Annotated in this window: 17 protein-coding genes; 6 read left to right on the top strand and 11 right to left on the bottom strand. The window is 69.3% G+C overall.

Annotated elements, in window-relative coordinates; genetic code table 11:
• Positions 1-47: 47 nt before the first annotated feature.
• The 3 genes from ACPYOG_RS01485 to ACPYOG_RS01475 form a co-directional block, all read right to left on the bottom strand.
• Positions 48-710 carry a ribonuclease HII gene (locus tag ACPYOG_RS01485; RefSeq protein ID WP_481292504.1) on the bottom strand — a complete coding sequence of 221 codons (663 nt, stop codon included), beginning with the start codon at positions 708-710 and terminating at the stop codon, positions 48-50.
• Positions 711-852: 142 nt separating this feature from the next.
• Positions 853-1,200 carry a 50S ribosomal protein L19 gene (rplS, locus tag ACPYOG_RS01480; protein ID WP_481292485.1) on the bottom strand — a complete coding sequence of 116 codons (348 nt, stop codon included), beginning with the start codon at positions 1,198-1,200 and terminating at the stop codon, positions 853-855.
• A gap of 202 nt (positions 1,201-1,402) precedes the next feature.
• Positions 1,403-1,912 carry a hypothetical protein gene (locus ACPYOG_RS01475; protein ID WP_481292484.1) on the bottom strand — a complete coding sequence of 170 codons (510 nt, stop codon included), beginning with the start codon at positions 1,910-1,912 and terminating at the stop codon, positions 1,403-1,405.
• Positions 1,913-2,012: 100 nt separating this feature from the next.
• Between ACPYOG_RS01475 and map the strand changes: the two genes are divergently transcribed.
• On the top strand, positions 2,013-2,777 hold the full coding sequence (gene map / locus ACPYOG_RS01470; protein ID WP_481292483.1) for a type I methionyl aminopeptidase: 765 nt from the start codon (positions 2,013-2,015) through the stop codon (positions 2,775-2,777).
• 18 nt (positions 2,778-2,795) lie between these two features.
• Here map and trmD read toward each other — a convergent pair whose 3' ends face one another.
• Together trmD and ACPYOG_RS01460 are read right to left on the bottom strand one after the other, a co-directional pair.
• Positions 2,796-3,479, bottom strand: coding sequence for a tRNA (guanosine(37)-N1)-methyltransferase TrmD (gene trmD / locus ACPYOG_RS01465; RefSeq protein ID WP_481292482.1), 684 nt, complete (start codon positions 3,477-3,479; stop codon positions 2,796-2,798).
• A gap of 40 nt (positions 3,480-3,519) precedes the next feature.
• On the bottom strand, positions 3,520-4,725 hold the full coding sequence (locus ACPYOG_RS01460) for an MFS transporter (protein WP_481292481.1): 1,206 nt from the start codon (positions 4,723-4,725) through the stop codon (positions 3,520-3,522).
• A 46-nt stretch (positions 4,726-4,771) separates the two neighbouring features.
• Here ACPYOG_RS01460 and ACPYOG_RS01455 point away from each other — a divergent pair, with 46 nt between their 5' ends.
• Positions 4,772-5,476 carry a GntR family transcriptional regulator gene (locus ACPYOG_RS01455; protein ID WP_481292480.1) on the top strand — a complete coding sequence of 235 codons (705 nt, stop codon included), beginning with the start codon at positions 4,772-4,774 and terminating at the stop codon, positions 5,474-5,476.
• A 30-nt stretch (positions 5,477-5,506) separates the two neighbouring features.
• Here the strand turns inward: ACPYOG_RS01455 and rimM are convergent, their stop codons facing one another.
• Genes rimM through rpsP form a run of 3 tightly spaced genes read right to left on the bottom strand, consistent with a single transcriptional unit; the run spans position 5,507 to position 6,924 of the window.
• Positions 5,507-6,214: a ribosome maturation factor RimM gene (gene rimM, locus ACPYOG_RS01450; protein ID WP_481292479.1), complete on the bottom strand. Its 708-nt coding sequence runs from the start codon at positions 6,212-6,214 to the stop codon at positions 5,507-5,509.
• A 1-nt stretch (position 6,215) separates the two neighbouring features.
• Positions 6,216-6,446 carry an RNA-binding protein gene (locus ACPYOG_RS01445; protein ID WP_090042196.1) on the bottom strand — a complete coding sequence of 77 codons (231 nt, stop codon included), beginning with the start codon at positions 6,444-6,446 and terminating at the stop codon, positions 6,216-6,218.
• 4 nt (positions 6,447-6,450) lie between these two features.
• Positions 6,451-6,924: a 30S ribosomal protein S16 gene (gene rpsP, locus ACPYOG_RS01440; RefSeq protein WP_481292478.1), complete on the bottom strand. Its 474-nt coding sequence runs from the start codon at positions 6,922-6,924 to the stop codon at positions 6,451-6,453.
• 180 nt (positions 6,925-7,104) lie between these two features.
• On the opposite strand from rpsP, the gene ACPYOG_RS01435 reads away from it, so the two are divergent.
• The 4 genes from ACPYOG_RS01435 (at position 7,105) to ACPYOG_RS01420 (ending at position 10,578) form a co-directional block, all read left to right on the top strand.
• A complete protein-coding gene (locus ACPYOG_RS01435) occupies positions 7,105-8,247 on the top strand; it encodes a glutamate--cysteine ligase (protein ID WP_481292477.1) in 1,143 nt (380 codons plus the stop codon).
• Positions 8,248-8,339: 92 nt separating this feature from the next.
• Positions 8,340-9,011: an SGNH/GDSL hydrolase family protein gene (locus ACPYOG_RS01430; protein WP_481292476.1), complete on the top strand. Its 672-nt coding sequence runs from the start codon at positions 8,340-8,342 to the stop codon at positions 9,009-9,011.
• Between the two features lie 34 nt (positions 9,012-9,045).
• On the top strand, positions 9,046-9,753 hold the full coding sequence (locus ACPYOG_RS01425; RefSeq protein ID WP_481292475.1) for an SGNH/GDSL hydrolase family protein: 708 nt from the start codon (positions 9,046-9,048) through the stop codon (positions 9,751-9,753).
• Positions 9,754-9,834: 81 nt separating this feature from the next.
• On the top strand, positions 9,835-10,578 hold the full coding sequence (locus ACPYOG_RS01420; protein ID WP_481292474.1) for an SGNH/GDSL hydrolase family protein: 744 nt from the start codon (positions 9,835-9,837) through the stop codon (positions 10,576-10,578).
• Positions 10,579-10,623: 45 nt separating this feature from the next.
• Here ACPYOG_RS01420 and ffh read toward each other — a convergent pair whose 3' ends face one another.
• Genes ffh through ftsY form a run of 3 tightly spaced genes read right to left on the bottom strand, consistent with a single transcriptional unit; the run spans position 10,624 to position 13,639 of the window.
• Positions 10,624-12,201 (bottom strand): signal recognition particle protein, encoded by a 1,578-nt coding sequence (ffh, locus tag ACPYOG_RS01415; RefSeq protein WP_481292473.1) that lies wholly within the window; start codon positions 12,199-12,201, stop codon positions 10,624-10,626.
• A 49-nt stretch (positions 12,202-12,250) separates the two neighbouring features.
• The gene (locus tag ACPYOG_RS01410) at positions 12,251-12,754 is read right to left on the bottom strand and encodes a DUF2004 domain-containing protein (RefSeq protein WP_481292472.1); all 504 of its coding nucleotides are present in this window, start codon (positions 12,752-12,754) and stop codon (positions 12,251-12,253) included.
• Positions 12,755-12,763: 9 nt separating this feature from the next.
• Entirely contained in the window at positions 12,764-13,639 is an 876-nt protein-coding gene (gene ftsY, locus ACPYOG_RS01405; RefSeq protein ID WP_481292471.1) for a signal recognition particle-docking protein FtsY, read from the bottom strand.
• Between the last annotated feature and the right edge of the window lie 8 nt (positions 13,640-13,647).

Genomic DNA, 13,647 nt, shown 5'->3' with positions numbered 1-13,647 from the left:
GTGTTCCGGCCGCCTCCAAGCTGTGGATGAGTGAGTCGATGCGGACGCTACTCGAGGACGTCGATCAGGGCCGGCTGCTTCAGCCAGGTGAGCCGGTGGAGGGCGCTCGGGCCGAGCTCCGCGATGGCGGCGAAGTGCTCGGGTGTGGAGTATCCCTTGTTGCTCGCCCAGCCGTAGCCGGGGTAGTCGACGTCGTGAGCGATCATCATCCGATCGCGATGCACCTTGGCGATCACGGACGCAGCGGCCACAGACGCGCAGTCGCGGTCCGCCTTGATGCGCGTCACCACCTTCGCCGGCCGCATCAGCACGGGATTGAGGTAGTCGTAGTTCCCGTCGAGGATGAGCGTGCTGTCGTGCACGGACGCACCCTGCTCCTCCAGCTGCGCCAGAGCGCGCGCGCCGGCCAGCCCGAGACAGCGCATGATGCCGAGCGCGTCGACTTCCTCCGAGCTCGCCAGTCCGACCGCGTGGTGCATGGCCCACTTGCGGCACAACGGCTCCAGGGACTCCCGGACCGGCTCCGGCAGCAGCTTGGAATCGCGGAGCCCCGGTGGGATGCGCTTGACCGCGGTGTCGATGACGACCATCCCGACGGCGACCGGTCCGGCGAGAGCACCGCGGCCGACCTCGTCCACGGCGACGATCGAGGTCACGCCCTCGCGGTAGAGGGCCTTCTCGAACCGAAGCGTCGGAGACACCGGAGTCATCATCGCGGTCGGCGCTCCCCTCATCCATCGAACGTGTCCGAGGACTCCAGGATAATCGCTCGGCGGCAGCATCCACTCAGGAACGACCGAGCTCCCGGTCCGAAGGACGGACCGGGAGCTCGGGATGCTGTGGGAGCGGAGCTCAGTGCTCGCGCTTCTCCTTGATCTTCGCCTTCTTGCCGCGGAGCTCGCGGAGGTAGTAGAGCTTCGCGCGACGCACGTCACCGCGGGTGACGACCTCGATCTTGTCGATGACCGGGGAGTGCACGGGGAACGTGCGCTCGACACCCACCTGGAAGCTGATCTTGCGGACCGTGAAGGTCTCGCGGACGCCTTCGCCCGAGCGGCCGATGACGACGCCCTGGAAGACCTGGACACGAGAGCGGGTGCCCTCGATGATGTTCACGTGCACCTTGACGGTGTCGCCGGCGCGGAAGTCCGGGATGTCCTGCTTGAGGGACGCGGCGTCGACCTGATCGAGGATGTGCATGGCTGTTCGCTCTCTGTACCCGCCACGGGTCGGGGACGGACTCTGGGGCCGGCTCCGTTCAGGAGCGACGGCCGTCTGGGTTCGGTATGCGGTGTCGCAAGAATGCTGGCTCCCCTGTGGCAGAGCGCGGCCGCGGCACAAGGGTCAATTCTGCCATGACCGGCCCCTGTTTACCAAAGCGGCCGGACGCGGGCTCTCGGCCCTAGTCGCCGTCGCGGTGCTCTTCGACGACGATGTACTCCCCGCCGTCGATGGCGCCGCTCCGCGCAGCACCGGCAGGCCGCCCCACGGGACGCTGCTGCGCCGCACGTTCATAAGCGGCGAACGTGTCCTGGACGCGCCTCCGTGTCTCGCGCAGCAGCTGCCACAGCGACACCCAGAAGGTGGCGACGAACAACAGGACGCCCACGACCGCGAGCCATTGCGTGACCCCCTGCGGGAAGAAGCCGAACGCGATGATGGCGAGGTGCCACGCGCCGAACAAGCCGACGTCGTACCAGGAGACGGCGCGACTCTGACGCACGCTCCGCCGCGCCATCACGATGCCCCCGAGGACGAGTGCGGCGACGAACAGGAACGGGCACAGCAGCAGCAGGCCGAGGAACGACCATCCGCTCCCCTGGTTGAAGGCGGCCCAGCCGATCAGCAGCCAGACCGGGAGGACCACGGCGGACGGGAAGAGCCACCAGTAGAACGCCTTGCGGATGAACACGGCATCAGCGTAGCCGCCGGCGCCTGTGCCCCGGCTGCAGGTTTGCCGCATGCCGACCTGCGAGACTGGAGTCATCATCCGGAACAGAAATGGAGCACCCGTGATCGAGCTGAGGACGCCCGCCGAGGTCGAACAGATGCGCCCCGCCGGACGCTTCGTGGCGGATGTCCTCGCGCAGACCGCCGCGGCTGCTCACGTCGGCGTCAACCTCCTCGAATTGGATGCGCTGGCGCACGACCTGATCCGCCGGCGCGGAGCGGAGTCCTGCTACATCGACTACCACCCGTCGTTCGGCGCCAGTCCGTTCGGCAAGGTGATCTGCACCTCCGTCAACGACGCGGTGCTGCACGGGCTGCCGCACGACTACCGGCTGCAGGACGGCGACCTGCTGACCCTGGACTTCGCGGCCAGCGTCGACGGATGGGTGGCGGACTCGGCTGTGAGCCTGGTGGTGGGCACCCCTCGGGATGAGGACCTGCGACTCATCGAGACCACGCGCCGTTCCCTCGCCGCGGGCATCCAGGCCGCGCAGCCCGGCGGCCGGATCGGCGACATCTCGGCCGCGATCGCCGCCGTCGCCCACGCGGAGGGCTACTCGATCAACACGCAGTTCGGAGGTCATGGCGTCGGACGGACCATGCACGGCGATCCGCACATCTCCAACGACGGACGTGCCGGGCGCGGCTACCCGCTCCGCCCGGGCCTCGTCATCGCGATCGAGCCATGGTTCCTGGCGACCACCGACGAGATCTACACCGACCGCGACGGATGGACGCTGCGCAGCGCCGACGGGTCGCGCGGCGCCCACTCGGAGCACACCGTCGCCATCACCCCGGACGGCCCTCTGGTCCTCACCGCCCCCTGACCCCCGGCCAGGAGGGGCTCAGGGCAGCAGGTCGGGGCGGACGGCGCGCGTGCGCGCGAGCTGCTGCTCGTGGCGCCAGGCGTCGACGGCGCCATGGTTGCCGGAGAGCAGCACCGGCGGCACCTCGTGACCACGCCAGACCGCGGGCTTCGTGTAGCTCGGGTACTCGAGGAGACCATCCTCGTGGGACTCCTGCACGAGGCTCTCGGGGTTGCCGACCACCCCGGGGATGAGCCGGCCGACAGCTTCGATCATGGCCATCGTCGCCACTTCGCCGCCGTTGAGGACGTAGTCCCCGATGCTCATCAGACGCACCCGCGCACGCTTCGCCGTGTCGTCGAAGACGCGCTGGTCGATGCCCTCGTACCGGCCGCAACCGAACACCAGGTGCTGCTCCTGCGCGAGCTCCCGCGCGATCGCCTGGGTGAAGACTTCGCCGGCAGGCGACGGGAAGATCACGACCGGATCCGCGGCGCCCTCGAGGATGCTGTCCAGCGCTTCGCCCCACGGCTCGGGCTTCATGACCATCCCGGCTCCCCCGCCGTACGGGGTGTCGTCCACCGTCCGGTGACGGTCGTGGGTGAAGTCCCGCAGGTCGTGCACGCCGAGCTCGATCAGGCCGGTCTGGCGCGCCCTCCCGAGCAGCGAGATGTCGAGAACATCGAAGAAGGTCGGGAAGATCGTGACGATGTCGATGCGCATCCCTGAAGTCTAGAAGGGCACCCAGGATGCGACCGCCGGGCTACGCGGGGACGACAGCGAGTTCGCGGTCGCGCGGCACGAGGGGGGTCGCGACGGCCGGGCACACGGCGACGACCGCGAAGGCGATCGGGTAGCCGAGCCAGCCGATGAGCGCCCCCACGGCCGGCCCCACGACGGATGCAGCCAGGAACTGGCCGGTGTTCTGCGCGCCCAGCGCACGTCCCGACCAGAACGGGCCAGCGATCTCGGCGACGGACGTGTACGCGAGGCCGTTGTCGGCGACGGTCACGATCGCCGCGACGATGAGGATGACGGCCGCCGCAACCGAACCGAGAGCGGACGCCGCGGCCATCAGCAACATCACGCCCGCGGCGGACAGCGACACCCAGCGCAGCGGGCGCAGGCGGCTCCCGACCCGGTCGCTCAGCACGCCGACCCCGATCCTGCCGACAGCGCCGGCGAACTGGCTGAGTCCGATCACGAGGCCGGCCGCCAGGGACGAGAAGTGCAGTTGGGAGACGAGCCACACCAACCCGAACGTCGACACCGTGAACTGGGGAACCACGAGCAGCATCGAGACGCCGTGGATCCGCCACAGCAGCGAGGTCTCGCGGTACGGCTGCCACACGGTCTGGGGATGTGCGCCCTCCTCGCCCGCGACGCCACGGGCAGGGCGCGGCGGGTCCACGATCCCGAACGCACAGAGAACCGCCGACACCCCGCACAGCACGGCCGGCACGACGAGCGCCGCAGCGATCCCTCCCGTGGCGGCGAGCACGGGGACGCTGACCGCCGCGATCGCGACCCCGAGCGGCTGGGACATCTGCCGGATGCCCATGGCGAGTCCCCTCCGCTCCTTCGGGAACCAGCCGATGACAACGCGCCCGCTCGCCGCATTGGGACTGCCCGACGCCATCCCGCCCACCAGGAACAACGCACCGAGAGCGATGTACGAATCGACGAACATGGCGGCGAACGCTGCCAGGGCGGTGACCGCAAGGCCGCAGGAGATCACCCAGCGCTCGCCGATCCGGTCGCTCAGCGCGCCCCAGGCGATGAGGGTGAAGACCAGCCCGAGCGTGGGGGCCGACGCCAGCAGGCCCGCCTGCGCGAGGCTGAGCCCACGTTCGGTGTGCAGCAGAGGGATGAGGAACGCGGGTGTGGACACGAACACGGTGGAACTGGCCTGCGCGAGCACGCCGAAGGTCAGCATCAGCCACGGGCGGGGACGGCGGTCACGGCTCATGGGTATACTCTAGCGGTATACCGAACTGGTATACCAAGGGAGGATCATGACAGTGTCAACGAGCGGGACGGGGACGTCCGATCTCCCTCCGGCATCCCGCGGCCCCGAGTCGTCCGGCGTATACGCCCGGCTTCGGGCCCAGATCCTCGACCTCGACCGCGTCCCTGGATCCCGGCTGACCGAGCGCGGGCTCGAGACCGAGCTCGGGGCATCCCGGACCCCGCTGCGCGCCGCGCTCATGCGGCTCGAAGGGGAAGGCCTGGTCGCCCGGGACGGGCGCGCATGGCAGGTCTCCCCCATCGACCTCGGCGAGATCGCCCAGCTCAGCGAGCTTCGGGATGCGGTGGAGACGGCGGCGGCGCGCCTCAGCTGCGCGCGTGCCTCAGACGCGGACATCGCCGCGCTGGCCGCCCAGCTGGACGGCTTCGACCCGGGTCGGCCCACCGATGAGGCGGTGCACGCCGGGACCGAGTTCCACGTCCGCCTGGCTGCGCTCTCGGGGAACGCGTTCTTCGCGGACGCCGTCGACTCGGCCATGACCCGGCTCGCGCGATCGCGCTGGCTCGTGGTCCGAAGCGAGGAGCCATGGGAGGAGCACCGCGAGATCGTTCGCCGCGTCGCCGCGAGACAGGCGGACGATGCCGCCGAACTCATCCATGAGCACATCGTCGGCACGCACGCACGGCTGCTCGCGGCGCTCGGCGCGGACGCCCGAATGCTTCGCGGCCGCGGTCTCGCGATCGTCGGATGACGAAGAGGGCGACCCCTCGGGGTCGCCCTCTCAGTTCTCGTCGTCCGGTGTCTCGGCCGGCTCGCCGTCGTCCGGCTTCTCGGCCGGCTCGCCGCCAGCTGGCTTCTCGGCCGGCTCGCCGTCGTCCGGCTTCGCGTCGTCCGGCTCGCCGTCGTCCGGCTCGTCCGGCAACTCCTCGAAGAGCCCCGGAGGCGGCGTCAGTGTCACCGTCCCGGCGGCCAGGTCGACCTCCGGCACGATGGCCTTGACGAAGGGCACGAGCACTTCGCCGTCGGCGGTCGCGATCGCCAGCAGATCCTGGGCCGGCAGGTGATCGACCCGGGCCACGCGGCCGACGGTCACTCCGTCGCGTACGGCGTCGAGGCCGACCAGCTGGTGGTCGTACCAGGCGTCCTCCTCAGCGGGGAGCTCTTTCACATCCTGGCTCACCCAGAGGATCGCCTTCGTGAGCGTCTCCGCCTCGCTCCGGTCGTCGACTCCTTCGAAGAAGCCGACGGCATGACCGTTGTACCAGCGCAGCTCACGAAGCTCGAGCGTCTTGCCGTGCCATTTGGATGCGGTGGGCACCTGCAAGGTGAACACCGCACCCGGGACGAACCGCTTCTCCGGCTCGTCCGTGTACAACTCGATCTTCAAGGCGCCCTTTAGGCCGTGCGCCTTGGTGAGGCGGCCGATCCGCAACTCGGTCTGACCGGGCCGCGGGGCCACCTCCTTGCGGGGCAGTTTGTGGTCCGCCACCTCAGTCGTCGACGACGTCGACACGGACGCGCCGACCGTCGGCCAGCGCGGCCACCAGCGTGCGCAGGGCTTTCGCCGTGCGGCCGGAGCGGCCGATCACCCGGCCGAGGTCCTCGGGATTCACGCGAATCTCGAGGACCTCGCCACGCGGGGAGCTCTTGGCCACGACGTGGACGTCGTCAGGGTGATCGACGATCCCCTTGACCAGGTGCGTGAGCGCGGGTGCGAGCAAGACGTCAGGCCTTCTCGTCGTCGGCGGCGGCGTCGGCGATGGTCTCGGCCTCGGCGACGACCTCGGCTTCTGCAGCCTCTTCGGACTCGACCTCGGCCTCGACGACAGCAGCGGCAGCGGCCGTCTTGTCGGCCTTGGGCTTGAGGACCGGCTTCTTCTTCTCGTCGGCGACGAACTCGGCCTTGCCCTCGGCCACCTTGACGGTGCTGACGGCGTTCGCATCGCCCTTGAAGCGGCCCCAGTCGCCCGTGAGCTTCAGCAGCGCGGTGACCTGCTCGGTCGGCTGGGCGCCGACGCTCAGCCAGTACTGCGCACGGTCGGAGTCGACCTCGATGCGCGAGGGCTCCTCAGTCGGGTGGTACAGACCGATCTCTTCGATCACGCGACCGTCGCGCTTGGTGCGCGAGTCGGCGACGACGATGCGGTAGTACGGAGCGCGGATTTTGCCCAGGCGCTTCAGACGGATTTTGACAGCCACGATTCTCCTGTGTGAGTGGATGATGTGTCGAACTGACTGCCGCGGGCGTGGGGGCACACTCGGCAGGAGGTCTCAAGGTTCGTCCGTCGTACCGGATAGAGGGTCGGGAACGACGAACTCAACTAGCTATTCTGTCAGATACTGCCCTGCTTTGAACAATCGGACGGACGGGACGACCGCATGCTGATCGAATTCTCGGACTCCGAACGCTCCACCGTCGGCATCGAGTGGGAGATCGCCCTCGTGGACGGCGCCACCGGCGACCTGGTGCAGGTCGCCGACGAGGTCCTTCGCGAGCTCGGGACGCCCGACGGCCGGGAGCATCCGCAGATCACCCACGAGCTGCTCATGAACACGGTCGAGCTGGTCAGCCGCGTCCATCGCACGGTGCCCGCCGCGGTCGCCGATCTTCAGGAGCTGATGGGCCTCGTCCGCGATGTGACCGACCCGCGGGGCGTCGAGCTCATGTGCGCGGGGACGCATCCCTTCGCCCAATGGTTCGACCAGAAGGTGACGCCGAATGAGCGCTACGACCGGCTGCTCGACCGCACCCGGTGGTGGGGCCGGCAGATGATGATCTGGGGCGTGCATGTGCACGTCGGCATCGACTCGGTCGACAAGGCGCTGCCGATTGTCAACGGGCTGCTGACCTACTATCCGCACCTGCAGGCCCTCAGCGCGTCGAGCCCGTTCTGGGCCGGTGCACGCACGGGATACGCCTCCAATCGTGCCCTGATGTTCCAGCAGCTGCCCACGGCGGGACTGCCCTGGCAGTTCGGGACGTGGGCCAATTACGAGGAGTACGTGCAGGACCTCGTCACGACCGGCGTCGTCGAGGACCACTCCGAGGTGCGCTGGGACATCCGCCCCTCCCCGCGGTGGGGCACCGTGGAGATGCGTGCCTGCGATGGGCTCTCCACGGCCGACGAGGTCGGAGCGGTGGCCGCGCTCATCCACTGCCTCACCGATCGGATGTCGGGACAGCTGGACGAGGGCATCGAGCCGGTCACCCTCCAGCCGTGGTTCGTCCGGGAGAACAAGTGGCGCGCGGCACGATACGGTCTCGAGGCCGAGATCATCGAGGCGCCGGACGGGAGCGAGCGCCTCGTCTCGGACGCGCTGCGTGACCTCGTCGACGACCTGCAGCCCGAGGCCGAGCGGCTGGGATGCGTCGAGCAGCTCGCGGCGGTGGGGCCGATTCTGGATGCGGGAGCCAGCTACCAGCGGCAGCTCGCCGTCGCCGAGCAGAACGGCGGGAGCCTGCAGGCGGTGGTGAGCTCGCTGACCCACGAGCTGCGCAACGGCCTGACGCGCCGGCCGTAGACCCAGCGCCGCGTCGGGCACGACGGTCGCGTCAGGGCGGGACCACAAGCGCTGCTGAGACGATCCATAGGGTCGGCGCGTACCGTTGAAGCATGCTCGCTCGACGTCCCCTCGCCGCCGCGGCGACCGTGATGACGGCCGCTCTGCTGGCGCTCACCGCCCTCTCGGGCTGCGCCGCCGCCAGTGCCGCCTCGAACGCTGTGGCCGCCGCATCCACCTCGGCCACGGCCGAACATGTCGTCGTGATCGGCGACTCCATCGAGTCCGGCCTCGGGCTCGAACCGACCGAGGCGTGGCCTGCGCTCCTCGCATCCACTCACGGGTGGAGGCTGGACAACCTGAGCGAGCCGGGCGCGGGCTTCGTCGCCCCCGGTCCGGACGGCGACAACTTCTCCGCGCAGGTCGACCGGGCGATCGCACTGAAGCCCCAGCTCGTCTTCATCGGCGCCTCCGACAACGATCTCGACTCCGACGGGGCTCAGGTGGCCGCGGCGATGCAGCAGGCGGTGCAGCGGCTCAGCGCCGCACTCCCCGGCACGCGGCTGGTCGGCTTCAACGCCCTCAGCGGGGCGGCGGGCGACGACGAACTCGCGGGCGTGAACACGTCGCTGCAGCACGCGGTCCTCGCGGCCGGAGGCACCTGGCTCGACCTGGGGCAGCCGTACCGCGGCCAGGCGGGCCTCGTGCAGGACGACGGTGAGCACCCCACGCTCCCGGGTCAGCAGGCGATCGCTGCGACGGTCGCGGCGAAGCTGGAGTTGTGACGATCCGCCAGGCAGCGACCCCATGCGTGATCGCGTGACCAGACGAAACCCTCTCGCGCGGGTCACGGCTGCTGTCACCTCTGCCGTGTTCATCGCGGCGGCTCTGGTCGCCTGTACTTCGGGTGCACCGTCGCCGCCCACCGCCTCGGATGCGCGGACGACATCCGCTCCGACGGCGTCGTCGAAGCCCGTCATCGCCGCAGCCATCGGTGATTCGATCGCCATCGGCAACGGAGTGCCCGCCGAAGACGCCTGGCCGCTGCTCGTCGCCCAGCATTTCGGCTGGACCCTCAGCGACTTCGCCGAGAGCGCCGCCGGCTTCACCGCACCGGGCCTGAACACGCACATCTTCAACGATCAGGTCAGCGCGGTCATCCGCGTGCATCCCGACGTCGTCATCGTCGGAGCGACGCGGAACGACGTGTTCGCTTCACCCGCCACCTTGAGCACAGCGGCGACGGCTGCTCTCAAGCGGCTGCACGCCGCCCTGCCCCACGCCCGCATCATCGGCGTCAGCGCCCTGTGGGGCTCCGATCCGACACCCGCGGAAGTGCCCGTGATCTCGCAGACGGTGAAGGCCGCGGTGCTGGCCGTCGGCGGGTCCTGGGTGGACCTCGGCCAGCCGTTCGCCGGGCACCCGGAGCTCGTCCTCGCCGATCACGTCCATCCGACGGTCGAAGGGCAGAGGCTGCTCGCGCAGAGAGTGTCGGCCGCGATCGCGGCCCAACATGTCCGGCCATAGCCGGCCCAGGTACCACCGTCGCGACACGCCCGGGAGTGGAACACAGGGTATTCGCAGGTTCGACCGCTTAGCCTCGCTCCCGTGCGCACCCTCACCCGACGCGCCTCGCGCCCGCTCAGCACCCGGTTGCCCCTCCTCGCGCCGGCCGCGCTGACGGTCGCCCTCCTGGCCCTCGCCGGATGCTCCGCGACGCCGACCGCGCGCCCGGTCGCTGCGCAGTCCACAGTGATCGCGGCGCCCGCTGCCGGCAGCCGGACGGGAGCGATGGGTACGGTGAACGCGGTCGCCATCGGCGATTCGATCGCCTTCGGCAAAGGCGTCACGCCGGCGCAGGCCTGGCCCTCCCTGGTCGCCGCGGCGCACGGCTGGCGACTCACCGATCTCGCGGTCTCCGGCTCGGGCTTCGTCAAGGCGGGGTGGAACGGCACCACCTACCGGCAGCAGGTGGATGCGGCGCTGCGCCTGCATCCGCAGGTCATCCTGCTCGCCGCCACCCGCAACGACCGCGATGAGGATCCCGCCGTCGTGACCGCAGACGCCGACGGGATGCTGCGGGAGCTGCGTGAGAAGTTCCGCGACGCGACGATCGTCGGGATCACCGCGATCTGGGGTACCGACCATCCACCGGCCACGATGTCGCATGTGGACGAGATCGTCGGGGATGCGGTGCGCGATGTGAACGGCACCTGGCTCGACATCGGCTTCCCGCTCGTCGGCCACCCCGAGCTCGTACAGGCGGACGGAATCCATCCGAACGCGGCCGGCCAGCGGGTCGTGGCGCAGACCGTCGATTCGAAGCTGCGGCCCCTCAACCTCGCGCTCTAGCTCGCGGGAGCATGCGGGCCGACGACCGGACGGACCGGTGACCGCCTACCGACCCAGGAACTTCTGCAGGGCGGCCAGCTCCTCTTCGGACGGCCCACCCGCCGGCGCGCTCTTCGCCGCGCCACCGCCGAGACCGAAGCCGCTTCCGCCGCCCGCCGACGCACCGGCCGGCGCGACACCGGCGGCCAGCGCCGCATTCTCTGCCGCGCGCTTCGCCGGGTTGCCGGAGCGGGAACCCTTCTTCTTGTTGTTCTGCTGCTTGCGGCCACCGTAGGAGGCACCCGGGATGGGACCCATGCCCGGAACGTTCGGCACGCCGCCCTTCGCAACCGTCTTCATCATCTTCGCGGCCTGCTCGAAGCGGTTGACGAGCTGGTTCACCTCGGTGACCGTTGCTCCCGATCCCTTCGCGATGCGCAGCCGCCGGGAGCCGTTGAGGAGCTTCGGATTCGTGCGCTCCGCCTTCGTCATCGACTGGATGATGGCCTCGGTCCGGACGATCTCGCGCTCGTCGAACTGGTCGAGCTGCTGCTTCATCTGGCCGGCGCCGGGCAGCATCCCCATCATCTTCTTGATCGACCCCATGTTGCGCAGCTGCTGCATCTGCTTGAGGAAGTCGTCGAGCGTGAAGGTATCGGTCGCGAACTTCTCGGCGACCTTGCGCGCCTCCTCCTCGTCGAAGGCCTCCTGGGCCTGCTCGATGAGGGTGAGGATGTCGCCGAGGTCGAGGATGCGCGACGCCATCCGGTCCGGGTGGAACGGCTCGAAGTCGTCCAGTCCCTCACCGGTGGACGCGAAGATGATGGGCCGGCCCGTGATGGACGCGACCGACAACGCAGCACCACCGCGCGCGTCGCCGTCGAGCTTGGAGAGGACGACGCCGGTGAAGTCCACGCCGTCCTGGAAGGCCTTGGCGGTCGCGACCGCGTCCTGACCGATCATCGCGTCGATGACGAACAGCACTTCGTCCGGGTCGGTGGCCTTGCGGATGTCGGCCGCCTGCCGCATGAGCTCGGCGTCGACGCCGAGGCGTCCGGCGGTGTCGATGACGACTGTGTCGTACTGCTTGGTCTCGGCGAACTTCAGCGCGTCCTTGGCGACCTTCACCGGGTTCCCGACGCCGTTGCCGGGTTCGGGGGCGAACACCGGCACACCGGCCTGCTCCCCCACGATCTGCAGCTGGGTGACGGCATTGGGACGCTGAAGGTCCGCGGCGACCAGGAGCGGAGTGTGGCCGTCCTTGACGAGCCACTTGCCGAGCTTGCCCGCGAGCGTCGTCTTGCCGGCGCCCTGCAGGCCCGCCAGCATGATGACGGTCGGCGGACGCTTCGCGAACTGCAGCCGGCGCTGCTGCCCGCCGAGGATGCCGACGAGCTCCTCGTTGACGATCTGGACGACCTGCTGGGCCGGGTTCAGCGCCTTGTTGACCTCGTCGCTCAGTGCACGCTCACGCACCTTGCCGGTGAAGTCCTTGACCACCTCGAGCGCGACATCCGCGTCGAGCAGCGCACGGCGGATCTCGCGCACCGTGCCGTCGACATCCGCCGGCGACAGCTTTCCCTTGGTGCGCAGGTTCTTGAAGGTGTCCGCAAGACGGTCGGAGAGGGAGCCGAAAGTAGCCATGATGCAGTGATTCTATCCGGCGATATCGGCTAGTCGCCGTGAACGTCGTTCAGTCGCCCGATGTCTCCACCGCGACGACGTCGCCCCGCACATCGAACGAGACCGTCAGCAGCGCATCCGATTCGTCGGGCGCGATCGAGTAGTCGAAGGTGGCGAACACCTCGTCCTCGTCGGCATGGTCGACCTGCAGGACGACGGTGAGCAGCTGCAGCGATCGGAGGACGTCGATGGCGATGTCGCCCGAGTTGTGCACGAGGAGGTCGACGAGGCTGTCGCCGAGCTTCTCGACGTGCTCGTCGATGTAGCTCGAGGTCGCCGACTGGCGCGAACTGAGCTCGGCGACCAGTGCGTCGCGCGCCCGGGCGTCGAAGCCCTCGAGGGCCTGGATCAGCGCCGCCGCCGAGTCCAGGGCGAACTCCGGGACACGGCTCTCATCGTCGGCGAGGAGTTCGACATCGATGACCTGGTCTCCCAGCTCCACCGTGTCGTCCCAGGCCAGACCGCCGCTGGCCGTCTCGTCGATGATGCCGAAGAAGTCGTGCTCGATCGCCATGGCGTGACCCTATCCCACCAGCTGCTGGGCGAAGACGTGGGGCGTGAATCCGGTCAGGTCGTTGATCCCCTCACCCTGCCCGACGAGCTTGATCGGGATGCCCGTGCGCTCCTGCACGGCGAGCACGAAACCGCCCTTCGCCGAGCCGTCGAGCTTCGTCAGCACGAGCCCGGTCACGCCGGCGTGCTCGAGGAACGCCTCCGCCTGCGCCAGGCCGTTCTGCCCGGTGGTGGCGTCGAGGACCAGCAGCACCTCGGCGATCGGGGACTGCTTCTCGACCACGCGCCTGATCTTGGACAGCTCATCCATCAGACCGCCCTTGGTCTGCAGCCGGCCGGCCGTGTCGATGATCACGATCTCGGTCCCGTCGCGCTTGGCCTTCTCGACGGTCTGGAACGCGACGGACGCCGGATCCTGTCCCTGCTGCTGAGGGCGCACGATCTCGGCGCCCGCCCGCTCGGCCCAGGTCGCGAGCTGCTCGACCGCCGCAGCACGGAACGTGTCGGCCGCACCCACGACGACCGAGCGGTCGTACGTGCGCAGGAACTTCGCGAACTTGCCGATCGTGGTGGTCTTCCCCACGCCATTCACCCCCACCACCAGGACGATCGCCGGGCGATCGCTCAGTTTGAGGGTCGTGTCGAGCTTCGAGAGCCGCTCCTCGAGCGTCTCGCGCAGCATCCGCTGCAGGTCGGCCGGATCGGTGGTGTGGTAGCGCTCGACCTTGGCGCGCAGGTCGTCGACGACCGCTTCTGTGACGTCCGGACCGAAGTCGGCGGTGATGAGAGCCGTCTCGAGGTCGTCCCACGTGTCGTCGTCGATGGTCTTCTTGGCGAACAGCCCGCGGAGGGCGCCCGACAGAGACCAGGGGGTGCGATCAGCCATATCCATCA

The organism is Leifsonia sp. HAY1-4F, assembly GCF_056755275.1.
This window is presented reverse-complemented; position numbering and strand designations above follow the sequence as displayed.